This is a genomic window from Kitasatospora saccharophila, from assembly GCF_039529925.1.
Classification (GTDB): Bacteria; Actinomycetota; Actinomycetes; order Streptomycetales; family Streptomycetaceae; genus Kitasatospora; species Kitasatospora saccharophila.
In genome coordinates this window covers 1-23,645 of sequence record NZ_BAAANS010000027.1, presented here as the reverse complement: position 1 = coordinate 23,645, position 23,645 = coordinate 1, and the positions used below count along the sequence as shown (strand labels likewise).

At 74.2% G+C, this 23,645-nt stretch carries 28 protein-coding genes; 15 read left to right on the top strand and 13 right to left on the bottom strand.

What is annotated here, in order from left to right; all coding sequences use genetic code 11:
• Positions 1 to 14 precede the first annotated feature (14 nt).
• Positions 15 to 1,676 (bottom strand): fumarate hydratase, encoded by a 1,662-nt coding sequence (locus ABD345_RS20415; RefSeq protein WP_344553815.1) that lies wholly within the window; start codon positions 1,674 to 1,676, stop codon positions 15 to 17.
• A gap of 160 nt (positions 1,677 to 1,836) precedes the next feature.
• On the opposite strand from ABD345_RS20415, the gene ABD345_RS20410 reads away from it, so the two are divergent.
• Both ABD345_RS20410 and ABD345_RS20405 read left to right on the top strand, forming a co-directional pair.
• The gene (locus ABD345_RS20410) at positions 1,837 to 2,577 is read left to right on the top strand and encodes a DUF1707 SHOCT-like domain-containing protein (protein WP_344553813.1); all 741 of its coding nucleotides are present in this window, start codon (positions 1,837 to 1,839) and stop codon (positions 2,575 to 2,577) included.
• 244 nt (positions 2,578 to 2,821) lie between these two features.
• The gene (locus ABD345_RS20405) at positions 2,822 to 3,169 is read left to right on the top strand and encodes a WhiB family transcriptional regulator (RefSeq protein WP_425556853.1); all 348 of its coding nucleotides are present in this window, start codon (positions 2,822 to 2,824) and stop codon (positions 3,167 to 3,169) included.
• Positions 3,170 to 3,342: 173 nt separating this feature from the next.
• Here the strand turns inward: ABD345_RS20405 and glpX are convergent, their stop codons facing one another.
• Positions 3,343 to 4,383, bottom strand: coding sequence for a class II fructose-bisphosphatase (gene glpX / locus ABD345_RS20400; RefSeq protein WP_344553812.1), 1,041 nt, complete (start codon positions 4,381 to 4,383; stop codon positions 3,343 to 3,345).
• A gap of 193 nt (positions 4,384 to 4,576) precedes the next feature.
• Here glpX and ABD345_RS20395 point away from each other — a divergent pair, with 193 nt between their 5' ends.
• Positions 4,577 to 5,104 (top strand): DUF4245 domain-containing protein, encoded by a 528-nt coding sequence (locus tag ABD345_RS20395; RefSeq protein ID WP_344553811.1) that lies wholly within the window; start codon positions 4,577 to 4,579, stop codon positions 5,102 to 5,104.
• A 111-nt stretch (positions 5,105 to 5,215) separates the two neighbouring features.
• Here the strand turns inward: ABD345_RS20395 and ABD345_RS20390 are convergent, their stop codons facing one another.
• A complete protein-coding gene (locus ABD345_RS20390; RefSeq protein ID WP_344553809.1) occupies positions 5,216 to 5,809 on the bottom strand; it encodes a malonic semialdehyde reductase in 594 nt (197 codons plus the stop codon).
• Between the two features lie 132 nt (positions 5,810 to 5,941).
• A complete protein-coding gene (locus tag ABD345_RS20385) occupies positions 5,942 to 6,181 on the bottom strand; it encodes an exodeoxyribonuclease VII small subunit (RefSeq protein ID WP_344553808.1) in 240 nt (79 codons plus the stop codon).
• A 72-nt stretch (positions 6,182 to 6,253) separates the two neighbouring features.
• Here ABD345_RS20385 and ABD345_RS20380 point away from each other — a divergent pair, with 72 nt between their 5' ends.
• On the top strand, positions 6,254 to 6,751 hold the full coding sequence (locus tag ABD345_RS20380) for a GNAT family N-acetyltransferase (protein ID WP_344553807.1): 498 nt from the start codon (positions 6,254 to 6,256) through the stop codon (positions 6,749 to 6,751).
• On the opposite strand, the gene ABD345_RS20375 is transcribed toward ABD345_RS20380, so the two are convergent.
• From ABD345_RS20375 to ABD345_RS20365, 3 genes are all read right to left on the bottom strand, one after another.
• Complete coding sequence (locus ABD345_RS20375) at positions 6,685 to 7,371, bottom strand: RNA polymerase sigma factor (RefSeq protein WP_344553806.1); 687 nt, start codon at positions 7,369 to 7,371, stop codon at positions 6,685 to 6,687. The genes ABD345_RS20380 and ABD345_RS20375 overlap by 67 nt on opposite strands.
• Before the next feature lie 167 nt (positions 7,372 to 7,538).
• The gene (gene xseA, locus ABD345_RS20370; RefSeq protein WP_344553805.1) at positions 7,539 to 8,765 is read right to left on the bottom strand and encodes an exodeoxyribonuclease VII large subunit; all 1,227 of its coding nucleotides are present in this window, start codon (positions 8,763 to 8,765) and stop codon (positions 7,539 to 7,541) included.
• A gap of 44 nt (positions 8,766 to 8,809) precedes the next feature.
• Positions 8,810 to 10,156, bottom strand: a complete 1,347-nt coding sequence (locus tag ABD345_RS20365; RefSeq protein WP_344553804.1) for an APC family permease — start codon at positions 10,154 to 10,156, stop codon at positions 8,810 to 8,812.
• Positions 10,157 to 10,230: 74 nt separating this feature from the next.
• Between ABD345_RS20365 and ABD345_RS20360 the strand changes: the two genes are divergently transcribed.
• A complete protein-coding gene (locus tag ABD345_RS20360; protein ID WP_344553803.1) occupies positions 10,231 to 11,205 on the top strand; it encodes a 4-hydroxy-3-methylbut-2-enyl diphosphate reductase in 975 nt (324 codons plus the stop codon).
• A 153-nt stretch (positions 11,206 to 11,358) separates the two neighbouring features.
• Positions 11,359 to 12,135, top strand: a complete 777-nt coding sequence (ppgK, locus tag ABD345_RS20355) for a polyphosphate--glucose phosphotransferase (protein ID WP_344553802.1) — start codon at positions 11,359 to 11,361, stop codon at positions 12,133 to 12,135.
• A gap of 65 nt (positions 12,136 to 12,200) precedes the next feature.
• Here the strand turns inward: ppgK and ABD345_RS20350 are convergent, their stop codons facing one another.
• Positions 12,201 to 12,638 (bottom strand): DUF6542 domain-containing protein, encoded by a 438-nt coding sequence (locus tag ABD345_RS20350; RefSeq protein WP_344553801.1) that lies wholly within the window; start codon positions 12,636 to 12,638, stop codon positions 12,201 to 12,203.
• Positions 12,639 to 12,981: 343 nt separating this feature from the next.
• Between ABD345_RS20350 and ychF the strand changes: the two genes are divergently transcribed.
• Both ychF and ABD345_RS20340 read left to right on the top strand, forming a co-directional pair.
• Positions 12,982 to 14,055, top strand: a complete 1,074-nt coding sequence (gene ychF, locus ABD345_RS20345) for a redox-regulated ATPase YchF (protein WP_344553800.1) — start codon at positions 12,982 to 12,984, stop codon at positions 14,053 to 14,055.
• Positions 14,056 to 14,162: 107 nt separating this feature from the next.
• Positions 14,163 to 14,840 (top strand): 2-phosphosulfolactate phosphatase, encoded by a 678-nt coding sequence (locus ABD345_RS20340; RefSeq protein WP_344553799.1) that lies wholly within the window; start codon positions 14,163 to 14,165, stop codon positions 14,838 to 14,840.
• Here ABD345_RS20340 and ABD345_RS20335 read toward each other — a convergent pair.
• Positions 14,803 to 15,390 (bottom strand): Uma2 family endonuclease, encoded by a 588-nt coding sequence (locus ABD345_RS20335; RefSeq protein WP_344553797.1) that lies wholly within the window; start codon positions 15,388 to 15,390, stop codon positions 14,803 to 14,805. The genes ABD345_RS20340 and ABD345_RS20335 overlap by 38 nt on opposite strands.
• Before the next feature lie 53 nt (positions 15,391 to 15,443).
• On the opposite strand from ABD345_RS20335, the gene ABD345_RS20330 reads away from it, so the two are divergent.
• From ABD345_RS20330 to ABD345_RS20320, 3 genes are all read left to right on the top strand, one after another.
• The gene (locus ABD345_RS20330; protein ID WP_344553796.1) at positions 15,444 to 16,031 is read left to right on the top strand and encodes a TetR/AcrR family transcriptional regulator; all 588 of its coding nucleotides are present in this window, start codon (positions 15,444 to 15,446) and stop codon (positions 16,029 to 16,031) included.
• Between the two features lie 71 nt (positions 16,032 to 16,102).
• Positions 16,103 to 17,410 carry an MFS transporter gene (locus ABD345_RS20325; RefSeq protein WP_344553921.1) on the top strand — a complete coding sequence of 436 codons (1,308 nt, stop codon included), beginning with the start codon at positions 16,103 to 16,105 and terminating at the stop codon, positions 17,408 to 17,410.
• 124 nt (positions 17,411 to 17,534) lie between these two features.
• Entirely contained in the window at positions 17,535 to 18,293 is a 759-nt protein-coding gene (locus ABD345_RS20320; RefSeq protein WP_344553795.1) for an alpha/beta hydrolase, read from the top strand.
• A 13-nt stretch (positions 18,294 to 18,306) separates the two neighbouring features.
• On the opposite strand, the gene ABD345_RS20315 is transcribed toward ABD345_RS20320, so the two are convergent.
• The 4 genes from ABD345_RS20315 to ABD345_RS20300 all read right to left on the bottom strand — a co-directional run bounded on the left by ABD345_RS20315 (position 18,307) and on the right by ABD345_RS20300 (position 20,938).
• Positions 18,307 to 18,963, bottom strand: coding sequence for an HAD-IA family hydrolase (locus ABD345_RS20315; protein ID WP_344553794.1), 657 nt, complete (start codon positions 18,961 to 18,963; stop codon positions 18,307 to 18,309).
• A 162-nt stretch (positions 18,964 to 19,125) separates the two neighbouring features.
• Entirely contained in the window at positions 19,126 to 19,587 is a 462-nt protein-coding gene (locus tag ABD345_RS20310) for a deaminase (RefSeq protein WP_344553793.1), read from the bottom strand.
• Entirely contained in the window at positions 19,574 to 20,269 is a 696-nt protein-coding gene (locus tag ABD345_RS20305) for a RibD family protein (RefSeq protein WP_344553792.1), read from the bottom strand. Before ABD345_RS20305 ends, ABD345_RS20310 begins: the two co-directional genes overlap by 14 nt.
• A gap of 84 nt (positions 20,270 to 20,353) precedes the next feature.
• Positions 20,354 to 20,938 (bottom strand): pyridoxamine 5'-phosphate oxidase family protein, encoded by a 585-nt coding sequence (locus ABD345_RS20300; RefSeq protein ID WP_344553790.1) that lies wholly within the window; start codon positions 20,936 to 20,938, stop codon positions 20,354 to 20,356.
• A 148-nt stretch (positions 20,939 to 21,086) separates the two neighbouring features.
• On the opposite strand from ABD345_RS20300, the gene ABD345_RS20295 reads away from it, so the two are divergent.
• The 4 genes from ABD345_RS20295 to ABD345_RS20280 all read left to right on the top strand — a co-directional run bounded on the left by ABD345_RS20295 (position 21,087) and on the right by ABD345_RS20280 (position 23,264).
• Positions 21,087 to 21,905, top strand: coding sequence for a methyltransferase domain-containing protein (locus ABD345_RS20295; protein WP_344553789.1), 819 nt, complete (start codon positions 21,087 to 21,089; stop codon positions 21,903 to 21,905).
• A 130-nt stretch (positions 21,906 to 22,035) separates the two neighbouring features.
• Positions 22,036 to 22,227, top strand: coding sequence for an SPOR domain-containing protein (locus tag ABD345_RS20290; protein WP_344553788.1), 192 nt, complete (start codon positions 22,036 to 22,038; stop codon positions 22,225 to 22,227).
• 123 nt (positions 22,228 to 22,350) lie between these two features.
• The gene (locus tag ABD345_RS20285; RefSeq protein ID WP_344553787.1) at positions 22,351 to 22,821 is read left to right on the top strand and encodes a CYTH domain-containing protein; all 471 of its coding nucleotides are present in this window, start codon (positions 22,351 to 22,353) and stop codon (positions 22,819 to 22,821) included.
• Positions 22,822 to 22,862: 41 nt separating this feature from the next.
• Positions 22,863 to 23,264: an NUDIX hydrolase gene (locus tag ABD345_RS20280; protein WP_344553786.1), complete on the top strand. Its 402-nt coding sequence runs from the start codon at positions 22,863 to 22,865 to the stop codon at positions 23,262 to 23,264.
• Positions 23,265 to 23,645: the final 381 nt, after the last annotated feature.

Below are 23,645 nucleotides of genomic sequence, written 5' to 3'. Positions count from 1 at the left end.
ACGCGCCGCCGCCGCTACTGCGCCGAGCGCACCCGCAGGCTGGTGATCAGCGGGCCGTCGGTGACCTCGGCGAAGAAGTCGTTGCCCTTGTCGTCCACCACGATGAACGCCGGGAAGTCCTCGACCTCGATCCGCCAGACCGCCTCCATGCCGAGCTCGGGGTACTCCAGCACCTCGACCTTCTTGATGCAGTCCTGCGCGAGCCGGGCCGCCGGGCCGCCGATCGAGCCCAGGTAGAAGCCGCCGTGCTCGTTGCACGCCTTGGTGACCTGCTTGGAGCGGTTGCCCTTGGCCAGCATCACCATCGAGCCGCCCGCCGCCTGGAACTGGTCGACGTAGGAGTCCATCCGGCCGGCCGTGGTCGGGCCGAACGAGCCGGACGCGAAGCCCTCGGGGGTCTTCGCCGGGCCCGCGTAGTACACCGGGTGGTCCTTCAGGTACTGCGGCATGCCCTGGCCGGCGTCGAGGCGCTCCTTGATCTTGGCGTGCGCGATGTCGCGGGCCACCACCAGCGTGCCGGTCAGCGAGAGCCGGGTCTTCACCGGGTACTTGGACAGCTCGGCGCGGACCTCGGACATCGGGCGGTTCAGGTCGATCCGCACCACGTCGTCGTTCAGGTGCTCGTCGGTGGTCTCCGGCAGGTACTTCGCCGGGTCGGTCTCCAGCTGCTCCAGGAACACGCCCTCGGCGGTGATCTTGCCGAGCGCCTGGCGGTCCGCCGAGCAGGACACCGCCATCGCGACCGGCAGCGAGGCGCCGTGCCGCGGCAGCCGGATGACGCGCACGTCGTGGCAGAAGTACTTGCCGCCGAACTGGGCGCCGATGCCGATCTTCTGGGTCAGCTCGAAGACCTTCTGCTCCAGCTCCAGGTCGCGGAAGCCGTGCCCGGTCCTCGCGTCGCCGCCGGTGGGCAGGTTGTCCAGGTAGTGCGCGGAGGCGTACTTGGCGGTCTTCAGGGCGAACTCGGCGCTGGTGCCGCCGACCACGATCGCCAGGTGGTACGGCGGGCAGGCCGCGGTGCCCAGCGAACGGATCTTCTGCTCCAGGAAGTTGAGCATCGACGCCTCGTTGAGGATCGCCTTGGTCTCCTGGTACAGGTACGACTTGTTGGCGGAGCCGCCGCCCTTCGCCATGAACAGGAACTTGTAGGCGTCCCCGTCGGTGGCGTACAGCTCGATCTGGGCCGGCAGGTTGTTGCCGGTGTTCTTCTCGTCCCACATGGTCACCGGGGCCATCTGGGAGTAGCGCAGGTTCAGCTTGGTGTACGCGTCGAACACGCCGCGGGCGATCGCCGACTCGTCCTCGCCGGAGGTCAGCACGTGCTGGCCGCGCTTGCCCATCACGATCGCGGTGCCGGTGTCCTGGCACATCGGCAGGATGCCGCCGGCCGAGATGTTGACGTTCTTCAGCAGGTCCAGCGCCACGAACCGGTCGTTCGGGCTGGCCTCCGGGTCGTCCAGGATCCGGCGCAGCTGCGCCAGGTGCGCCGGGCGCAGGTAGTGCGAGATGTCGTGCATCGCCTCGGCCGTCAGCAGCCGCAGCGCCTCCGGTTCGACCTGCAGGAAGGTGCGACCGCCGGCCTCGAAGGTCGAGACCCCCTCGGAGGTGAGCTTGCGGTACGGAGTGCTGTCCGTGCCGAGCGGGAGCAGGTCGCGGTAGGCGAACTCTGGGGCCATGGGGTGATCCTTCGGTTCTTTCGGCTTCGTCGACGAGGCACCCTCCAGGTTAGGCGCACCCGCCGCGGCCACCGAGCCCAGGTCCTCCTGCGTGACCGGGGTCACGCCCATTGCCTCGAACCGGCGTTCGGAGCGGGGGCGGGCTCACTAGACTTGTGACGTGGACAACTCTCCCGAGCAGGACCCGCAGGGCGCGCTGCCCGCCCAGCTGCCGAAGAACGAGCCCGCACCGGCCCCCGCCCAGGCCCCCGGCACCGACCTGGCGGCCGAGTTGAAGGCCGCCGACGCCGACCGCGAGCGCGTCGCCGACCTGCTCCGCGACGCGTACGCCGAGGGCCGGCTCACCGCCGACGAGCACGCCGAACGCATCGAGGCGGCCTACGGCGCCCGCACCTTCGGCGAGTTGGAGCCCCTCACCCGCGACCTGCCCAGTCACCCCGGGCCGATCCGGCACAACCTCACCAAGGCCCCGCTGGCGGCCCCGGCCCCCGCCGCGCAGCCCTCGCTGCCCCCGGCCCGGGCCGAGGCGCCCACCATGGTCGCGGTGTTCGGCGGCGCCGCCCGCAAGGGCCGCTGGCGGGTCGGCTCGCACCTCAAGGCGGTCGCCGTGTTCGGCGGCATCGAGATCGACCTCACCGACGCGGTCTTCGAGTCCCCCGAGGTGGTCATCGAGGTGGTCTCGGTGTTCGGCGGCGTCGAGATCCGCGTCCCGGAGAACGTCAGCCTGCACGGCGGCGGCGCGGGCGTGTTCGGCGGCTTCGAGGTGCGCGAGCAGACCTCCGCCGACCCGTACGCCCCGGTGGTCCGGGTCAAGGGCGCCGCGGTGTTCGGCGGCGTCGAGGCCAAGCCGCGGCGCGGCAAGAAGCTCAAGGAGTGGGTCCGCCGGCAGCTCGACGGCTGACCTGCGCGGTTGCGGACGAGGCGTCAACTCGCCGTGCGGCACTCGTCATTGCCCCGAGTGCAGGGTGTGGCCGGTTGCGTGCGGTGTGCATGAATCCCGGATCGGTGGGGTAGTTCCAATCGCACATCGTTCCTGAACGGCTGTGACCCCTCGGGTCGGCGACGGTGCCACGGCGGGGGAGCACGGGGCAGTCGGGCAGGAGGCGACCGACGTCCCCGAGCCTTGAGCCTGGTCAGGAGTTACCGTGCTGCATCCGATCGAGTCCAGCGCCACCGCCGCCCGCCGCCCGGCGGCCCAGCCGGACGTGGACGACAACCCCTGGCACACCTCGGCCGCCTGCCGCAGCGACGAGGCCGGGCTGTTCTTCGCCCCCTCCAAGGAGCCGACGGCCGCCCGCCTCGCCCGCGAGGAACAGGCCAAGCGCGTCTGCGCCCGCTGCCCGGTCCTGCTCGAATGTCGCGAGCACGCCCTCGCCCAGCCCGAGCCCTACGGCGTCTGGGGCGGCCTCACCGCCGCCGAACGCCGCGTCGTCCTCGCCCGCCGCCGCCGCCGGGAAGCCGAGATCCGCGTCCCGGCCCGCATAGCCGGCTGAAAGCCCGCGAGCGCACGAAAGCGGGAAGCGCACCGACGGGGGCGCGAGGAACTGCGCGGCCAACCGAGCACGCACAGCCAGATCGCGAAGCAGGACGAGAGCTCGCACTGTCCCGCGACCACGCTGACGTGCTCCTCTCGCCGCGCGCAGTTCCTTGCGCCCCCGGTCGCGGGCTAGTTCGCCCGGTCGAAGTCGATCGCGCTGTACGCCCGCAGCTTGGCGAGCTTGTGCGTGGAGTCGATCCGCCGGATCGTCCCGCTCTTGGAGCGCATGACCAGCGACGAGGTGGTGGCGGTCTCCTGGCGGTAGTGCACGCCGCGCAGCAGTTCGCCGTCGGTGATGCCGGTCGCGACGAAGAACACGTTCTCGCCGCTGACCAGGTCGTCCGTGGTCAGGACGCGGTCCAGGTCGTGCCCGGCGTCCAGCGCCTTCTGCCGCTCCGCCGCGTCCTTGGGCCACAGCCGGCCCTGGATGACGCCGCCCATGCACTTCATCGCGCAGGCGGCGATGATGCCCTCGGGGGTGCCGCCGACGCCCATCAGCAGGTCGACGCCGGTCTCCTCGCGGGCGGCCATGATCGCGCCGGCCACGTCGCCGTCCGAGATGAACTTGATCCGGGCGCCGGCCTCGCGGATCTCCCGGACCAGGTCCTCGTGCCGGGGCCGGTCCAGCACGACGACGGTGACGTCCTCGACCGCGGAGCCCTTCGCCTTGGCGACCCGGCGGATGTTGACCGCGGGCGGGGCGGTGATGTCGACGTAGTCGGCGGCCTCGGGGCCGCAGACCAGCTTGTCCATGTAGAAGACCGCGCTGGGGTCGAACATGGTGCCGCGGTCGGCGACCGCGAGCACCGCGACGGCGTTGTTCATGCCCTTGGCGGTCAGGGTGGTGCCGTCCACCGGGTCGACGGCGACGTCGCACTCGGCGCCGGTGCCGTCACCGACCCGCTCGCCGTTGTAGAGCATCGGGGCCTCGTCCTTCTCGCCCTCGCCGATGACGACGATGCCGTTCATCGAGACGGTGGAGACGAGGGTGCGCATCGCCTTCACGGCCGCGCCGTCGGCGCCGTTCTTGTCGCCCCGGCCGACCCAGCGGCCGGCCGCCATCGCGGCGGCCTCGGTGACCCGGACCAGTTCGAGGGCGAGGTTGCGGTCGGGCGCTTCCGGAGCGACCTCCAGAGCGGAGGGGAGGTGGTGCGGGTACTGCGTGGTCATCGTCGTTACCTCTCTGTACGCGACGGCCAGACAGCGCCGGGACGCGCTGCGTCACCGGTGCTGCGTTGAGGGTGCTGCGATCGTATCGGCAGGTGGAACGGGTGTCTGTGGCGCCCGCCTCGCCCGCCCCTTACCGGCACCGACCGGCACACCGGTGCGCGGCGCCCGCGTAAGCGCCGCCTACCATGGGCGGGTGGCAGGCAACAGCAGCAAGAGGGGCCGTCAGACGGTACGGGACATGGTCCTGTCGATGGCGGCGGTCGGCGTCGTGGTGGTGGTCGCGTACTTCTCGATCCCCAGCGCGGACGGCAAGGGCGGCGTGCACGCGGTGCCGTACCAGGTCGAGCTCGCCTCGGCGAAGCGGGCCGCGCCGTACCCGCTGCTCGGGCCCGAGCCGCTCCCGGCGGGCTGGACGGCCACCTCGGTGACCTACGGCAAGAACGACGACAGCCGCGCCGCCTGGCACCTGGGCCTGAACACCGCCTCCGGCCAGTACGCGGCGGTCGAGCAGGCCGACGGCAAGTCCGAGGACGTGGTGCGGCGCAACGTCCCGGGCGGGAAGCCGGACGGCACCGCGACGGTGGCCGGCCAGGAGTGGCAGCGGGTGCAGGGCGACCACTACCGGGCGCTGGTCCGCCCGGCGGGCGACGGGGGCACCACGGTGCTCACCGGCACCGCCTCGTACGAGGAGCTCGCGCAGCTCGCCGAGAGCCTGAAGTAGGCCCCTGGAGCGGGCCCCTGGAACGGCCCCGGCGCGGCGCGCGCCGACGCACGGAGAAGGGCCCCGCCGGGAACGGCGGGGGCCTTCGCGCTCACGCGGGGCGTCCGGGGATCAGACGGTGGTGACGACCTCGTCGTAGGCCAGGCGCGGGCTGCGCGGGAACCAGGCGTCCTCGCCCGGCTTGCCGATGTTGACCACGGCCAGCACCGAGTGCTCGCCGTTGCCGAAGAACTCCTTGTTGATGCCCTCGGCGTCGTAGCCGGTCATCGGGCCGGCGGCCAGGCCGGCGGCGCGGACGCCGATGATGAAGTAGGCGGCCTGCAGGGCGCCGTTCAGGGTGGCGGAGGCCTCGCGGACCGGGCGCTCGGAGAAGAACATGTCCTTCGCCTGCGGGAAGTGCGGCAGCTGGGTGGGGAGCTCCTCGTGGAACTCGTTGTCGGCGGCCAGGATGGCGACCAGCGGGGCGCCGGAGGTCTTGGCCTTGTTGCCGTCGGCCATGTGCTGCACGAGGCGGGCGCGGCCCTCCTCGGAACGGACCAGGACGATGCGCAGCGGCTGCTGGTTGAAGGCGGTCGGGCCGAACTTCACCAGGTCGTAGATCGCCTGGACCTGCTCGTCGCTGACGGGCTCGTCCGAGAAGGTGTTGGCGGTGCGGGCCTCACGGAAGAGCAGGTCCTGGGCGGCGGCGTCGAGTGCCAGGGTCATGGTCTGTGTCCTACCTCAAAGCTGGGGACCGGGGTCGGTTCGGCGGCGGGGGCCGCACGACCTGGTCCAACTTCGGTGAAACTTAAACCATTCCCTGACGCTGCGTGATGTACATCACAACAGCCGCCCGGGTCACTCCTCGACGGGCTCCTCGGCCGCCATCGCCGCGTCCAGCCGGGCCCGGGCGCCGTCCAGCCAGCGCTGGCAGACCTTCGCCAGCTCCTCGCCGCGCTCCCAGAGCGCCAGCGACTCCTCCAGCGTCGTCCCGCCGGTCTCCAACTGCCGCACCACCTGCAGCAGTTCGTCCCGCGCCTGCTCGTAGCCGAGCGACTCCCGCGGGCCCGCCCCGTGCTGCCCCTGCTGATCTGCCATGCCGCCAGGGTAGGCGCCGGCCCCGACAAACCCGTTGCGCCCCGCCCCGGGCCGCGCCCTACCCTGCGGTCCATGAGCACCCCACGACCCGCGACCACCGCCCGCCCGGCCGTCCCCGCGGACGCGGAGGAGCTGGTGGAACTCCGCTCGCTGATGTTCGAGGCCATGCACGGGGAGGCCCGCGCCGGCTCCTGGCGGCGCCCCGCCGCCGACCTGCTGGTGCGCCGACTCGCCGAGCCGGAGCGCCGGTTGCAGGCGTACGTGGTCGACGACCCGGAGCGGCCCGGGCGGCTGCTCAGCTGCGCCGTCGGCACCCTGGAGCAGCGGCTGCCCGCCCCCGGCCACCCCGACGGCCTGTTCGGCTTCGTCTTCAACGTCTGCACCCGCCCCGAGCGGCGCGGCCACGGCCACGCCCGGGCCTGCCTGGCGGCCCTGCTCGGCTGGTTCGACGCGCGCGGCGCCACCCGGGTCGACCTGCACGCCACCGAGGACGGCCAGGCGCTCTACCGCAGCCTCGGCTTCCGGGGGCACTCCACGCCGCTCTCCCGGCAGCGCCCGCCCGCCGGCTGACCCGCGGCCCGGGCCGCCCCCGCCGCCCCCGCAGCCCGCGCCGCCCGCCGGACCGGCGGCGCGTCCTGCGCCAGCGTGCGCCGCAGGTTCAGCCGGGCCCGGTACGTCAGCGTCTTCACCGCGCCCACCCGCAGCCCGATCCGGTCGGCGATCTCCACCGAGCTCAGCCCGTCCCAGTACCGCAGCCGCAGCACCGACCGCTGGCGCTCGTTCAGCACCGACAGCGCCGCGCCCACCCGCTCCGCCTCGGCCGCCGCGATCACCGATTCCTCCACCCGCACCCCCGAATCGTGGTCGGCGACCGCCGCCACCGCCGACTCCCGGCGGGTGGAACGGCGTTTCTCGTGGTCCAGCAGCACATTGCGGGCGATGGTGAACATCCACGCGCCGAGATCCGTGCCGGTCCAGTGGAAACCGCGAATTCCCGCCATCGCGCGGACGAAAGTGTCCTGGGCCAGGTCCTCGGCCAGCGGCCGGCTGCCGGTGCGGCGCAGCAGGAACGCCAGCAGCGCGCCGTGGTAGCACCGGTAGATGTCCGCCCAGGCGTCGCGGTTCCCGGACTTGGCGGCCTCGATCAGCGCGGGCGTCACCGCCGGTCTGCCCGACGGGGTGACGTCCATGCCAAAACCTCCGGAAAGTGCCGGAAAAGGGAAGGCCCGTCACACTATGACCCGGTCCGACCCGGTGCAAGCAGTTCACGGGAAAGCAACGTGAATTCCGGTGAATTCCCGGGCGGAGGGGGCTCGCGGGCAATTCCGCGAGCCGGTACCGGATTGTCGACGGACGGTCAGTCCCCGCTCGGGCCCCCGGTCTCGGCCCGCACCCCGAACGACCCGCCCGCCACCCGGGCCCGCAGCGCCTCCCCGTCCGCGACCTCCCCCGGGTCGGTCAGCACCGTGCCGTCCGCCTTCTGCAGCACCGCGTACCCGCGCCGCAGGGTGGCCAGCGGCGACAGCGCCTCCACCCGGGCCAGCGCGTGCCCCAGGTCGGTCTGCGCGTGGTCCAGCCGGTGCCCGAGCACCCGCCGGGCCCGCTCCAGCAGCGCCTCCACCTCGGCGCCGCGGGCCGCCACCGCCTCGCCCGGCGCCGCCAGCGCCGGACGGCTGCGCACCGCCGCCAGGCCCGCCGACTCCCGCTCCACCCGGTGCAGCACGGTCCGCCGCGCCTGGTCCCGCAACTGCCGGACCCGGGTCAGCTCCTCGCCCACGTCCGGCACCACCCGCTTCGCCGCGTCGGTCGGCGTGGACGCCCGGAAGTCCGCGACGAAGTCGAGCAGCGGCTGGTCCGGCTCGTGCCCGATCGCGCTCACCACCGGCGTCCGGGCCGCCGCGACCGTCCGCACCAACTCCTCGTCGGAGAACGGCAGCAGGTCCTCCACGCTGCCGCCGCCGCGGGCCACCACGATCACCTCGACCTCCGGCAGCGCGTCCAGCTCCCGCACCGCCGCGCACACCTGCCCCACCGCCTGCGGGCCCTGCACCGGCACGTTGCGCACCTCGAAGCGCACCGCGGGCCAGCGCCGCCGGGCGTTCTCCAGCACGTCCCGCTCGGCCGCCGAACCGCGGCCGGTCACCAGGCCCACGCAGCCCGGCAGGAACGGCAGCCGCTTCTTCCGGGCGTCCTCGAACAGGCCCTCGGCGAACAGCCGACGCTTCAACTGCTCCAGCCTGGCCAGCAGTTCGCCCAGCCCGACCAGCCGCAGCTCGGACGCCCGGAGCGACAGCGTGCCGCGCGCCGCGTACCACTCCGGCTTCGCCCGGACGATCACCCGGGCCCCCTCCTGCACCGCGTCCGCGACCTGCTCGAACACCTGCCGGAAACAGGTCACCGTCAACGAGACGTCCCGCTCCGGGTCACGCAGCGTCAGGAACACCATCCCCGCCCCCGGCCGCCGGTTCAACTGCGCGATCTGCCCCTCCACCCACACCTCGCCCAGCCGATCGACCCACCCCCCGATCAACGCCGACACCTTCCCCACCGGCAGGGGCGCTTCCGGACTGCTCGCATTGGCCATCCCCCGAGGCTAGCCCCAGAGCGAGACAGACCGGGGGTGCGGTTTCACGCCCCGCGCCCCCGTCCGCGCTGCGCGAACAGCACCACCAGCCCCACCCCCAGCCATACCGCCCCCACCACCTGCGCGGTGTGCGAGGCCTCCACCAGCACCGCGACCAGCACCGCGACGCCCAGCAGCGGCACCACCCCGTGCCGCAGCCAGTCGCGGGAGCCGCCGCGCACCACGTACCAGCCCACCACCGAGGCGTGCAGCAGCACGAACGCGGTGAGCGCGCCGACGTTGACCACCGAGGTGAGCTGGTCCAGGCCGTCGTCCCGGCTGGCCGCCCAGACCGCCGCCACCAGGGTGATCACCGCCGCGGTCAGCAGTGCCCGCCGGGGCACCGCCGTCCGCTCCTCGACGACGCCCAGCGCCCGCGGCAGCCGCCCCTCCCGCCCCATCGCGAACACCAGCCGCCCGGCGGCGGCCTGCCCGGCCAGCGCCGCGAACGCCGCCCCGATCGCCTTGGAGGCGGCGATCAGCACGTGCATCCAGTGCCCGATCGAGGCTTCCACGGTGTCGTAGAAGGCGGAGCCCTGGGCCTCCGGGTCGGCGGCCAACTGCTGCGGGGAGGTCGGTTCCAGCACCGCCGCCAGGTAGGTCTGCGCGACGAACAGCAGGCCGGCCAGCGCCAGGCACCACAGCACCGCCCGGGCCACCGCCGCGGACGCGCCGACCGCCTCCTCGACGAACGAGGCGATCGCGTCGAAGCCGAGGTAGGAGAGCACCGCCACCGACACCGCCGACAGCACCGCCGTCAACGAGAACGCGCCGACTCCCCCGAACGGGGAGCCCCAGTCGCGCGCCGCCCCGTCCCGGACCAGCACCACCACCGCGGCGACCACGAACACCGCCAGCACCACGACCTCCATCGCCAGCACCGCGAACCCCACCACCGCGGCCGTCCGCACCCCGGCCAGGTTCAGCGCGGTGGTGACCAGCACCGCCAGCACCGTCCACACCCAGCGCGAGACGTCCGGCACCAGCGAGTTCAGCGCGATCCCGGAGAACAGGTACGCCACCGCCGGGATCAGCAGGTAGTCGAGCATCGCCATCCACCCGGCGACGAACCCCGGCCCCTCGCCCAGCCCGGCCCGCGCGTACGCGAACACCGACCCGGCCCGCGGCACCGCCCGCACCATCTCGGCGTACGACAGCGCGGTGAACCCCATCGCCACCGTCGCCACCAGGTACACCGCCGCCACCGCGCCGTGGCTCTTCGCGTCCAGCACGCCGAACACGCCGACCGGCGCCATCGGGGCGATGAACAGCAGCCCGTACACCATCAGATCCCGCACCCCGAGGGTGCGCCGCAGCTCAGCCGTGCTCGCCTGTGTGCTCACCCTCGCCATTCCACCGGCCCGCACCCGCCCGGGCGGCGGCGACGCGCGTCCGGGCCCGCGGGACTCGCCCGTACGATGGAGCCATGTCGACCACCGCTCAGCGCCGTGTCCTGCTCGCCGCCCCCCGGGGCTACTGCGCGGGCGTCGACCGCGCCGTGATCGCCGTGGAGAAGGCCCTGGAGCAGTACGGGGCGCCGATCTACGTCCGCAAGCAGATCGTCCACAACAAGTACGTCGTGCAGACCCTGGAGAAGCGGGGCGCGGTCTTCGTCGACGAGACGGAGGAGGTGCCCGAGGGCTCGATCGTGGTCTTCTCGGCGCACGGCGTCGCCCCGTCCGTGCACGACGAGGCCGAGGCCGGCAAGCTCGCCACCATCGACGCCACCTGCCCGCTGGTCACCAAGGTGCACAAGGAGGCCCGCCGGTTCGCCGACGAGGACTACGACATCCTGCTGATCGGCCACGAGGGCCACGAGGAGGTCGTCGGCACCATGGGCGAGGCCCCCGAGCGGATCCACCTGGTGGACGGCGCCGAGGACGTCGCGAACGTGAAGGTGCGCGACGAGTCCAAGCTGGTCTGGCTCTCCCAGACCACCCTCTCGGTGGACGAGACCATGGAGACCGTCGGCGCCCTCAAGCAGCGCTTCCCGCTGCTGGTCTCCCCGCCCAGCGACGACATCTGCTACGCCACCCAGAACCGCCAGGTCGCGGTCAAGCAGCTCGCCCCCGAGGCCGACCTGCTGATCGTGGTCGGCTCCAAGAACTCCTCCAACTCGGTCCGGCTGGTCGAGGTCGGCCTGGAGTACGGCGCCAAGGCCGCCCACCTGGTCGACTTCGCCGACGAGATCGACCCGGCCTGGCTGGAGGGCGTCACCACGGTCGGCCTGACCAGCGGCGCCTCGGTGCCGGAGATCCTGGTCGACGGCGTGCTCGAACTGCTCGCCGGGCACGGCTTCGAGGACGTCCGGATCGTCAAGACCGCCGAGGAGCACCTCACCTTCTCGCTCCCCAAGGAGCTCCGCCGCGACCTGCGCGCCGAAGCCGCCGGCAAGGTCTGACCCGCACCCGCGAGCCCCTCCGGGTGCCCGGTCCCGTCCACCGGGACCGGGCACCGTCCGTCCGAACGGGCTGCGGCGGTCCCCGTCCCCCCGTACGTTGGTGCGAGGGCCGGCGGGCAGCGGACGCCCCCGGCGGTACGGGAGGCGACGGCAGTGACGACGGTCTTCGGCGTGGACATCGGCGGCTCGGGCATCAAGGGCGCACCGGTCGACCTGGACAAGGGCGTGCTCGCCCGGGAGCGCCACAAGGTGCTCACCCCGCACCCCTCGGAACCGGACGCGGTGATCGACGCGGTCTGCGAGGTCGTCCGGTACTTCGACCACCGCGGGCCGGTCGGCCTGACCTTCCCCGGCGTCGTCGTCGACGGGCACACCAGGACCGCCGCCAACGTCGACAAGGGCTGGGTCGGCCTGGACGCCGAGGCCCGGTTCAGCGCGGCCCTCGGCCTGCCCGCCACCGTGGTCAACGACGCCGACGCGGCCGGCATCGCCGAGGTCACCCACGGCGCCGGGCACGGCCGACCCGGCGTCGTCCTGCTGCTCACCTTCGGCACCGGCATCGGCAGCGCCCTGTTCTCCGACGGCGTCCTCGTCCCCAACACCGAGCTCGGCCACCTCGAACTGCGCGGCAAGGACGCCGAACGGCGCGCCTCCTCCGCCGCCAAGGAGCGCCACGACCTCAGCTGGCCGCAGTGGGCCGAGCGGGTCGACGAGTACCTCGACCTGGTCGAGATGCTGTTCTCCCCGCAGCTGGTCATCATCGGCGGCGGCGTCAGCCGCAAGCACGAGAAGTTCCTGCCGCTGCTCAAGGACCGCCGCGCCGAGGTCGTCCCGGCCGAACTGCGCAACGACGCGGGCATCGTCGGCGCGGCGATGGCGGCCGCCAAGCGGCCCACCGTGCCCGCCGCCCAGCCACCGGTCGGCGACTGACCGGCCGGCGCGCGTCCCGGCCGGTGCGCGTTCCGGCCGGGACGCGTTCCGGCCGGGACGCGGGCCTACCGGGCCCGGCGCCGCCGGCGCTGGGCCACGTAACGCGCGGTGACGATCGCGGCCGCCAGGGCGGTGCCGGCGAACAGCCAGCCCGCCCGCAGCGCCAGCCCGCCGGCCAGCGCCACCACCTCGCCGGTGACGCCCTGCCCGGGGCCCGGCTGCAGCAGCACCAGCGCCGCCGCGAAGGCGATCGGCCCGCAGATCGGCGCCGCCGGGAGGTCCGAGTACCGCACCCGCACGGCCAGCTGGAAGCACACCACCAGATAGCCGAGCCCGAACAGCACCCCGAGCCCGCCGAACAGCAGCCGGTCCACCCCGGCGAACGCCAGCGAACCCGCCGCCGCCGCGACCCCGGTGCCCACCGCCGTCAGCCGGGCCGGCCGCCCGCTCCCGCCGCGCCGCTGCCGGGCCGCCAGCAGCCGCTGCACCGCGCGCTTCAACACCTGCGGACCGGTCCGGGCGCCGGACGCCGACCGCAACCGCGACTCGGGGGGCCCGCTCTGCCCCGGAACGGCGGCCTCGCCGGCGCCGCGCCCGGGCGGTCGCCTTCTCGGCCCTGGCGGCTGGGTACGGATGCTCTGCTCCACCCGACCAACGTACGGTCTGATCATCGGCACCGTGTGTAATGGCCCCCGGCCAATTGTCCGTGTCCGGCCGGTGCGCGCCCCCGTCGTGCTCCCGGGTGCCCACCGCGCCGGGGACCCGCCCCCGCGCGCCCCGTAGACTGGGGGATCGGCCCGCACCGGGCCACCTCGACGCCCTCCAAGCCCCGGGACACCACTCTCCATGTCGCTCACGATCGGAATCGTCGGCCTGCCGAACGTCGGCAAGTCGACCCTGTTCAACGCCCTGACCAAGAACGACGTGCTGGCGGCCAACTACCCGTTCGCCACCATCGAGCCGAACGTCGGCGTCGTCGGCGTCCCCGACCCGCGGCTGGAGAAGCTCGCCGAGATCTTCGGCTCGCAGCGCGTCCTCCCAGCCACCGTCGACTTCGTCGACATCGCCGGCATCGTCCGCGGCGCCAGCGAGGGCGAGGGCCTGGGCAACAAGTTCCTCGCCAACATCCGCGAGGCCAACGCGATCTGCCAGGTGGTCCGGGCCTTCACCGACCCCGACGTGGTCCACGTCGACGGCAAGGTCTCGCCCAAGGACGACATCGAGACCATCCACACCGAGCTGATCCTCGCCGACCTGCAGACCATCGAGAAGGCGCTGCCCCGGCTCCAGAAGGAAGCCCGGCTCAAGAAGGACACCGCGCCGGTGCTCGCCGCCGCCGAGGCCGCCCAGGCCGTCCTGGAGACCGGCAAGACCCTCTTCGAGGCCGGCTTCGACACCACCGCCGTCCGCGACCTGCACCTGATGACCTCGAAGCCGTTCCTCTACGTCTTCAACGTCGACGAGGACGCCCTCTCCGACGAGGACTTCAAGAACGCCCAGCGCGCCCTGGTCGCCCCCGCCGAGGCCATCTTCCTCAACGCCAAGATCGAGTCCGAGCTGATCGAACTCGACGACGACGAGGCCCTCGAACTCCTCCAGTCCATGGGCCAGGACGAGCCCGGCCTCGCCACCCTCGCCCGGGTCGGCTTCGCCACCCTCGGCCTGCAGACCTACCTCACCGCCGGCCCCAAGGAAACCCGCGCCTGGACCATCAAGCAGGGCGCCACCGCCCCCGAGGCCGCCGGTGTCATCCACACCGACTTCCAGAAGGGCTTCATCAAGGCCGAGGTCACCTCCTTCGACGACCTCGTCGCCGCCGGCTCCCTCACCGAGGCCCGCGCCAAGGGCAAGGCCCGCATCGAGGGCAAGGACTACGTCATGCAGGACGGCGACGTCGTCGAGTTCCGCTTCAACGTCTGACCCGCCGCACCCCGAAGGGGCCGCCCCCGCCGGGCCGGCCCCTTCGCCGCGTCCGGACGCGGAAAACCCCGGGACCGGGCGGGCCGGCCCGGGTGATCATGGCGGGCATGGAGACCCGCTTCCTCGCCATCGGCGAACTCACCGCCACCCCGTCCGTCGCCGTCGTCATCGACGTGATGCGCGCCTTCACCACCGCCGCCTGGGCCTTCGGGCAGGGGGCCGAACGGATCGTGCTCGCCGAATCGCTCGACGCGGCGCTGGAGTTGAAGGGGCGTCACCCGCACTGGGTGGCGCTCAAGGACGGGGCGCCCGCGCCCGGCTTCGACGCCGTCAACTCGCCCGGCCGGATCCGCGGCACCGACCTCGCGGGCCGCACCGTCGTGCAGAAGACCACCGCCGGAACGGTCGGCGCGCTCGCCGTCCGGGGCGCCGAGCTGGTGCTCTGCGCGAGCTTCGCGGTGGCCGGCGCCACCGCCCGCGCCCTGCGCGGCCGCCCCGACGTCACCTTCGTGGTCACCGGCGAGGAGGGCCGCGCCGAGGAGGACCTCGCCTGCGCCCAGTACATCGCCCAACGCGCCACCGGCCCCGCCCCGGACCCCGCCCCCTACCTCCGCCGCGCCGCCGACTCCACCGCCGCCGCGGAACTGGCCGGGGGCATCCGCGAGGGCGTCCACGAGGACGACGTGCGGCTCTGCCTGGAGCTCGACCGCTTCGACTTCACGATGGCCGCCGCCCCGGAGGACGGACTCACGGTGCTCCGCCCGTACGGGGAACGAGTCGGCTGAGGTCGATCGCGACGGGGAACGGCGTGGGGCGGGAGAGGCCACCTCGGAAGATGCCGGCCGGGACGTAGCTGCGGGTGGGTACGTCGAGTTCGTAGACGTGTGCCACGGCGGCCCCGGCCTCGTCCTCGATCAGCCAGTAGTGAGGGATGCCGGCTTCCGCGTACTTGCGGAACTTCATCGTGCGGTCGCGGTGGGCGGATTCGGGTGAGACGACCTCCACGACGAGCAGGACGTTCTCCGGATCGTGCCAGGTGCGGTCCGGATCGAACGGCACGGTGACGACCAGGAGGTCGGGCTCGGGCCGGGTCCGGGAGTCCAAGCGGATGGTCATCTCGCGTTCGACCTCGATGCCGACAGGTGCCTGGGCATCGAGGGCGTTGGTGAGTGCGGTGACGACACGGCTGTGCCACGACCGCTGCGGGGACATCATGAAGACGAGCGCTCCGTCGATCAGTTCCGTGTGTCGCGGCGCCTCGGGCAGGCGGTCGAGATCCTCCGCGAACCAGCCTTCCGCGCGCGGCGGGCGCATCCAGTCGGGCAGTGAGGTCATGCCCTCAGAGTAGCTGGTAGACACTGTCTGCTCATGACTGGTAGACAGTGTCTATGGAGAGTGGAGCGGAGCGTCCCCTGCGGGAGCGCCTGGTGGACGCCGGGGTCGAGTTGGTGCTGGCGGAGGGGTCGGGGGCGGTTGGGCTGCGGGAGACCGCGCGGCGGGCCGGGGTGTCGCACGGGGCGCCGCGGCGGTACTTCGCGACGCACCGGGAGTTGTTGTCGGCGGTGGCGCGGCGGGGGTTCGAGGAGTTGGCGGGGCGGTTCGCGGCGGTGCGCGAGCCGGACCCGCGGGCGCGGGTGGCCGGGCTGGCCCGGGTGTACCTGGGGTACGCCGCCGAGCGGCGCGGGATGTTCGAGCTGATGTTCCGGCACGACCTGCTGGACGGCGACGGGGCGGAGCCGGCCGGGCCCCGGTTGCGGGAGGCGACGGTGCCGCTGTTCGGGGAACTGGCGCGGCTGGTGGGGGAGTGCACGGGCGACGCGGAGCGGGCGCCGGTGGCGACGGCCGCGCTGTGGGCGAACCTGCACGGGATGGCGCAGTTGCAGGGGTGGGGGAGCACGGGGCTGGTGCTGGGGGAGGGCCGCGAGGAAGAGTTGCTGGCGGCGGTGCTGACGTCGCACCTCGGGCCCGAGCAGTGAGCCGCGCGGTGGGCCGTGGAGCAGGCCGCGGCGCGAGCCGCCTCGCGCTGCCGGTGAGCGCCGGGGCCGCCATGCTGGTGGCCCTGGACGGCACGGTGCTGCTGATGGCGCAGCCCGGCATGCAGCGCGAACTCGACTCCACCACCGGTCAGTTGCAGTGGACGAGCACCGGCTACCTGGTCGCCGTCGCGGCCCTGCTGGTGCTCGCCGGGCGGCTCGGTGACCGGTACGGCCACCGCCGGACGCTGCTGGCGGGCGTGCTGGGCTTCGGCGCGGCCTCGGCGGGCATCGCGCTCGCCCCGACCCTCGGCTGGGTGGTCGGCCTGCGGGTCGTCCAGGGCGTGTTCGGCGCGCTGCTGCAGCCCGGCACGCTCGCGCTGCTGCGGCTGTGCTGCCCGCCGGAGCGGCTCGGCCGGGCGATCGCGGTCCGGACGGGGGCGATCGCGGTCGCGGCGGGCGCGGGCCCGCTGCTCGGCGGGCTGCTGGTGGACGCGTTCGGCTGGCGTGCGGTGTTCTGGATCAACGTTCCGGCGGCCGTCCTGATCGCCGCCATGACGCTCGCCCTGCGCCCCGGGTACCCCGGGCGGCCGGGCGCGGACGGGCAGCGGCTCGATCTGGCGGGCGCGGCCCTGCTGGCGGCGGCCCTGGCGGTCCTGGTGCACGCGCTGTCCCGGGTGCCGGAGCGCGGCTGGGGCGGGACGTCGGCCGAACTGGCGGGCACCACGGGGCTGTTCGCGGTGCTGGTGGCGCACGAGCGGCGGGCCGCGAACCCGGTGGTGCCGCGTCCGGTGGCGGCGTCCCGGCCGGTGGCGGCCTCGCTGGTCCTGCTGCTGACGGCCTCGGCGGGGCTGTTCGGCACCCTGTTCAGCACCACCTTCCGGCTCCAGGACGCCCTGCACGTGAGCCCGTCGGGGGCGGCGCTGCGGATGCTGCCGCTGACCGCGCTGATGGTGCTGGGCGCCCCGGCGGCCGAGCGGGCGCTGCGCGTCCAGGGGCCCCGGCGGACGGCGCTGGCGGGGGTGGTGCTGCTGGTCGCGGGCATCGCGGGGCTGGCCGGCCCGGGCGGCGGGGGCGGGTCGGTGCCCGTCACGGCGGTGGCGGCGGCGCTGCTGGGGACGGGTTTCGCGGCGGTGATGGTGACGGCGACCGGCACCGTGGTGGGCGACGCCCCGGCCGGGTACGCGGGCACGGTCGGCGGCCTGAAGCAGACCGCGATGAACACCGGTCCGACCCTGGGCATCGCGGCCGCCGCGGGAGCGGGCGCGCACGGCGCCCTGCCCGTGCTGGCCGCGCTCGCCGCCCTCGGCCTGCTGCCCGCCGCGGCACTGCCCGGCACCGGGGCCGCCGCGCACCGCGAACCCGCCGTCGGCGGGGCGTGACACCCTGGGCGGACGACGGGACGACGGGACGACGGGACGACGGGGGCGCCCGCGCGGGCGTCCGGCCGTCCCGCTGATCGCCTGCGTTCCACCGACCGACCGCCGACCGCCAGGGAGCACCCGCATGGACTTCGTCGAGTCGACCGTCGAGGCGGACGGCGAACGCCTGGCCTGCACCGTGGTCGAGCCGGACGCCCCGACGGCGTCGGCCCCCGCCCGACCGCTCACGGCGCTGCTGATGCACGGCGCGGGCAGCGGGGACCGGCACCGCTGCCTGCCGTTGGCAAGGGAGCTGGCGGCCGCCGGGTGCCGCGCGGTGGTGTTCGACTTCGCCGGGCACGGCGCGAGCAGCGGGGCCCTCGGGGAGCTCTCGCTGGCCCGCCGGGCCCGGCAGGCCCGGGCGGTGCTGGACCGCTGCGCCCCGACCGGGCCGCTGCTGCTGGTCGGCTTCTCGATGAGCGGCCAGACCGTCGCCGATCTGCTGCGGATGCCCGAACTCGCGGTCCGCACCGAGTCGGTGGCCCTCTGTGCACCCGCCGCCTACGCCCGTGAGGTCAGCGAACTCCCTTTCGCCAAGCAGGAGTTCACCAACCGCCTGCGCCAGGAGGGGAGTTGGCGCAGCAGTACGGCCTTCGAGACGCTGGCGGCCTTCGGCGGCCGGGCGGTGCTGGTGCTGCCGGCGGCGGACGGCGTGATCCCGGCCGGGGTGACGGAGGCGCTGGACGCCGCCCTGCGCACCCGTCCGGCGGCGGCGTACGCCAGGCTGACCCTGCCGGGCGCCGACCACCTGCTCGGCCGCTGGCTGGGCGAGCACCCGGAGGAGTGCGAGCGGGTGGCGGCGGCGCTGCTGGAGGGCGTCGACCGAGGGCCGAAGTCAGCGTGAACTGATCTTCAGATCAAGGGAGTTGGACGACCAGGGCGCCGTCCTCGGCGCGGCTGACGAAGACGCCGGAGAGATCGTTCACGTGGTGGTCGGGGTGGTGGACGGCGGCGCGCGGGCCGATGCCGAGCACCGGCATGCCGGCGGCCCGGGCGGCGGCGATGCCCGCCTCGGAGTCCTCCAGGACCAGGCACTCGGTGGGGGCGACGCCCAGTTGGGCGGCGGCCTTGAGGAAGCCCTCCGGGTCGGGCTTGCTGGCGCCGACCTGCTCGGCGGTGATCATCAGCGGCGGCAGCGGAACGCCGGCGGCGGCCATCCGGACCCGGGTGAGCCGGTCGTCGGCGGAGGTCACCAGGGCGTGCGGCAACCCGGCCAGCGAGGCCACCAGCCGTGCCGCGCCCGGGACTGCGACCACGCCGTCGGTGTCGGAGGACTCCTCGTCGAGCATCACCGCGTTCTCGGCGAGGTTCTGCTCCACCGGGCGGTCGGGCAGCAGCAGGCCCATGGTCAGGTGGCCCTGCCGCCCGTGCGCGACCCGCATCACCTCGTCACCGTCCAGGCCGTTGCGCTCGGCCCAGCGGCGCCAGCAGCGCTCGACCACGGCGTCGGAGTTGACCAGGGTGCCGTCCATGTCGAGCAGGACGGCTCGGACCGGCGGGGTGAGGACGGGCATCGGGGCTCCTCGGGAGTCCTCGTACGGGTGTTTGTTCCTCAAGCGTACAAAACCTCCGGCGCCGCAGCCGCCCAACCCACCGCAGCCGCCCAGCCCACCGGGGGTCGCCCGTCCCGCCGGCCGAGCCGCGCAGCCCACGGCCGGGGCCGGGGTCGGGGCCGCTCAGTCCACCAGGTGCGCGTTGACCGCCCGGGCCTCCGCGGCGAGCTCCGGCAGTTCCACCACCTCGACGCCCGCGGCCTCCAGCAGCGCGGTGCCTCGGCAGGTCTCGACGAACAGCGCGGGCTCCCGCCAGGCCACCACCACCCGCGGCACCCCGGCCGCGATGACCAGTTCGGCGCAGGGGTGCGGGCGGGAGGCGCGCTGCCCGCACGGCTCCAGGGTCGAGTAGACGGTGGCGGTGCGCAGCCGCGAATCACCGGCCGGCAGCTTGCCGAGCGCGGCCTCCTCGGCGTGGTTCACGGCGTCCACCTCGCGGCTGTACCCCTCGGCCAGCACCTCGCCGTCCGCACCGACGACCACCGCGCCGACCGAGAAGGCGGTCGTGGACGGCGGGCAGTGCCGGGACAGCTCGATCGCGCGGCGCAGCCACCGCAGATCGCGCTCGCGCTCACGGGTGCTCATCGGGGGACTCCTTCGGGGCGTACCGCAGCAGGACGACGTCCCCCACCGTACGTGCCTCCAGCAGCCGCATCCGCCGGGCCGGGCCGCCGGGGTACGCGGCGGGGGAGAGGAAGCGGGGCGCGTCGGCCTGGCCGACCAGCAGCGGGGCGACGGCCAGCTGCAGTTCGTCGGCCAGGCCCTCGGCCAGGAAGCGGGTGTGCACGCCGCCGCCGCCCTCGACCATCAGCCGGTCCACCCCGCGCGCGCCCAGGTCGTCCAGCACCGCGCCCAGCGGCACCTCCGCGCCCAGTGCGACCACCTCGGTGCCGGGGGCCCCGGCCAGCGCGGCGCGCAGCGCGGGGGCGGTGGTGTCGGTGGTGTAGACGACCTTGGCGCCGCCGGTGTGCCAGAACTTCAGCCCCGGGTCCAGTCGGCCGCTCGCGCTCAGGGTGACCTTCAGCGGGTACGCGGGGCGTCCGGCAGCCACCCGTCCGGCCCGCCGTTCGGCCGAGTCGACCAGCAGCCGGGGGTTGTCGGCGCGCAGCGTCCCGCCGCCGACCAGGATCGCGTCGCTGTCGGCGCGCAGCGCGTCGACCCGGTCGAAGTCCTCGGCGTTGGAGAGCAGCAGCCGCTCGGGCGAGGCGTCGTCGAGGTGGCCGTCGAGCGACACCGCGGCGCTCAGCAGGACGTGGGGGCGGGGCACGGCGGGGCTCCAGCTTCGGCGGGCGGCGGGGGTTTCCACCGTACGCCGGGTCCCCACGTCAACGGCCGCGGCCGCCCGGGCGGCTCAGGACGGCCGGGGCGGCACCGGCAGCGGCAGGGCGGGCAGCCCGTTGATGCTGACGGCGACGTTCTCCTTGCCCTCGCAGTACTCGCTGAACCGGTCCTCGCCCTTGCGGTCGAAGAAGTCGGCGAGCAGCGTCCGGTCCTCCTTGTAGTCCATGAACGGGACGGCGAACCCGCAGGAGTCGCTGACCCGTTCGGCCCGGACCAGGATGATCGCGCGCAGCGCGGTGCCGTCCGCGGCCGGGTCGAAGTGGGCGAGCAGCTCGGCGAACCGCGGGTCGTCGCGGAACACCGGCTCGCCGTGCCCGTGCACCCGCAGCACGGCGGGCGGGCCCTCGAAGGCGCACCACATCAGGATGATCCGGCCGTTCTCCCGCAGGTGGGCGATGGTCTCGGCGTGCGAGCCGCCGAAGTCCAGGTAGGCGACGGTCAGTTCGTCGATCACGACGAGGGTCCCGGCGCGGCCCTTGGGCGACAGGTTGAGGAGTCCGTCGGCGGCCAGCGGGGCGGTGCCGACGAAGTAGACGGGCTGCTTCTCGATGAACGCGCGCAGCCTGGCGTCGATGCGCTCATAGGTCTTTCCCATGCGGACGATTCTGCTCCCCCCGGGTGCCGGTGGCGAGGTGATCGCGCATCAGTCTTGCGATGTGAGACAAGTTTGTCCGAACAGTGGAACACTTTCCTATGCTGGAGGAGCCACGAGGAGCCGCCTTCGAGGGAGAGGGAGTCCCGCCATGCCCGCCTACACCCACGGCCACCACAACGCCGTCCTGCGCTCGCACCGCAGCCGCACCGCCGCCAACTCCGCCGCCTACCTGCTGTCCGAACTGCGCCCCGGCCAGCGGGTGTTGGACGTCGGCTGCGGCCCCGGCACGATCACCGCCGACCTGGCCGAACTGGTCGGGCCCGACGGCCGGGTGGTCGGCATCGAGCCGGTCGCCGGGGTGCTGGCCGAGGCGTCCGCGCTGGCCGCCGAACGCGGGCTGGCCAACCTGTCCTACGAGGTCGCCGACGTCTACCGACTGCCCTACGCCGACGCCTCGTTCGACGTGGTGCACGCCCACCAGGTGCTGCAGCACCTGCCCGACCCGGTCGCCGCGCTGCGCGAGATGCGCCGGGTCGCCGCCCCCGGCGGGGTGATCGCGGTCCGCGACTCGGACTACGCCGCGATGACCTGGTACCCCGAACTGCCCGAGCTGGACGAGTGGTTGGGCCTGTACCGGCAGGTCGCCCGGGCCAACGGCGGCGAACCCGACGCGGGCCGCCGCCTGCTGGCCTGGGCCCGGGCGGCCGGGCTGGCCGACGCCACGGGCACCAACCTGCTTCCCTCGTCCAGCAGTTGGACCTTCGCCACCGACGCCGAGCGCGGCTGGTGGTCGGAGAGCTGGGCCGAGCGCACCACCCGCACCAAGCTGGCCGAGACCGCCCGGGCCGAGGGCCTGGCCACCCCCGCCGATCTGGAGCGGATCGCCGCCGGCTGGGCCCGCTGGGGGGCCGACCCGGATGCCTGGTTCGCCGTGCTGCACGGCGAACTGCTGGTTCGCGTAAGCTAGTTGGGCACGCCCCCGGATTAACGAGATGTTGACCGGACGCGTACCGCCCGGTAGCACGCACCGTCCAGCCTGGTGGTCGGACGGGCGGTCCGACCCGCCCCCCACCGGGTCGGACCGCTACCGTGTGGACATGGACCGCGAGCAGCGTCCCGCCGCCCACCGGGTGATGCGCCAGGACGACAACGGCAACCGCTTCCTGCTCGCCCGCGGCCTCGACCGGGCCGAAGCCGAGGCGCTGGCCGCCGAGTTCGAGGCCCGCGGGCACAAGCAGCTCTACTGGGTCGAGCCCGAGGACCCCGCCGGACCCGCCGAGCCCGCCTGATCCCCCGCCGCCCGCCCCCGCCCGCGTACCGTGGCCCCCGGCACGGCCGCCGCCGTCCGGACGGACGGACGGACGGCCCGACCCGGCGGCCCGGACCGACGGCACGGATGCGGAGGAGGCCCGGTGGGCGTCGAGATCGAGCGCAAGTTCCTCGTCCCGGACGGCGCGCCCGTCCCCGACGGGCCGGAATCCGAAATCCGCCAGGGCTACCTGGTGACCGACCCCGGCGGCGCCGAGGCCCGGATCAGGCGGCGGGACGGGGCGTGCACGCTGACCGTCAAGCGCGGCACCGGGCTGGTCCGCGGCGAGTGGGAGACCCCGTTGGACGCCGGGCAGTTCGCCGCCCTGTGGCCCGCCACCGAGCACGCCCGGATCGACAAGACCCGCCGCACCGTCCCGCTCGGCCCGCACGAGGCCGTGGTCGACACCTACCGCGGCCGGCTGGCCGGACTGCGCACCGCCGAGGTCGAGTTCGCCGACCCCGGCCGGGCCGCCGCGTTCGTCCCGCCGCCCTGGTTCGGCCCCGAGGTCACCGGCCGCCCCGAGTACGGGAACCGGGAGCTGGCGACCGCCGCCGGGCCGCCCCGCCCCTGACGTAGGGTCGGCCGCGAGGCACGACGAGCACGAGGACGGCGATGGCAGAGCTGATCGACACGGTGGCGTGGGTCCGGCTGGAGGGCGGCAGGATCCTGTGCGCCCGCCCCCGGGGCAAGGACGTGTTCTACATCCCCGGCGGCAAGCGCGAGGGCGCCGAGACCGACCTGCAGACCCTGGTCCGCGAGGTCGCCGAGGAACTCACCGTCGCCATCCGCCCCGACACCGTCACCCACGTCGGCACCTACCACGCCGAGGCGCACGCCCAGGCCCCCGGCACCACCGTCCGGATGGCCTGCTACGCCGCCGAGTACACCGGCACCCTCGCCGCCAGCAGCGAGATCGAGGAGGTCGACTGGTTCTCCTACGCCGACCGCGACCGCGTCCCCCCGGTCGACCAGGTCCTCTTCGACGACCTGCACCGCGACGGCCTCCTGCCCTAGCCCCGAACGGCCCCGGCGGCCTCCCGCGATCCCCCGCGGACTGCCGCCCCGCGCCGTCCCCCGCACGCCGGAACGCCCGTTCTGTACGCCAATCGGACAGACGACCCGTATGCCGGGATAGCGGCGCGATTCCCTGGGTATGGCAGAGTTCGGCAGCATTCGTCACGATCCGTGAGCCCGCGGCGGCACGGCGTGGCGGCGGCCCGCGCCCCGGCGACCCGCCGGGGGCGTCCCAGTGGCGGCGGGAGGCCCCGTAGGTGGCGAAGCCGGGTGGCGGCGGGGGAGAGCGCGAGGCGTCCGGCCTGCCCGCGCGCGGTGCGCGGCACCCGGGTGATCGCCCCGGGGGTGCCGGCCGGGAGGCGGCCCGGGCCCGGTTGCGCC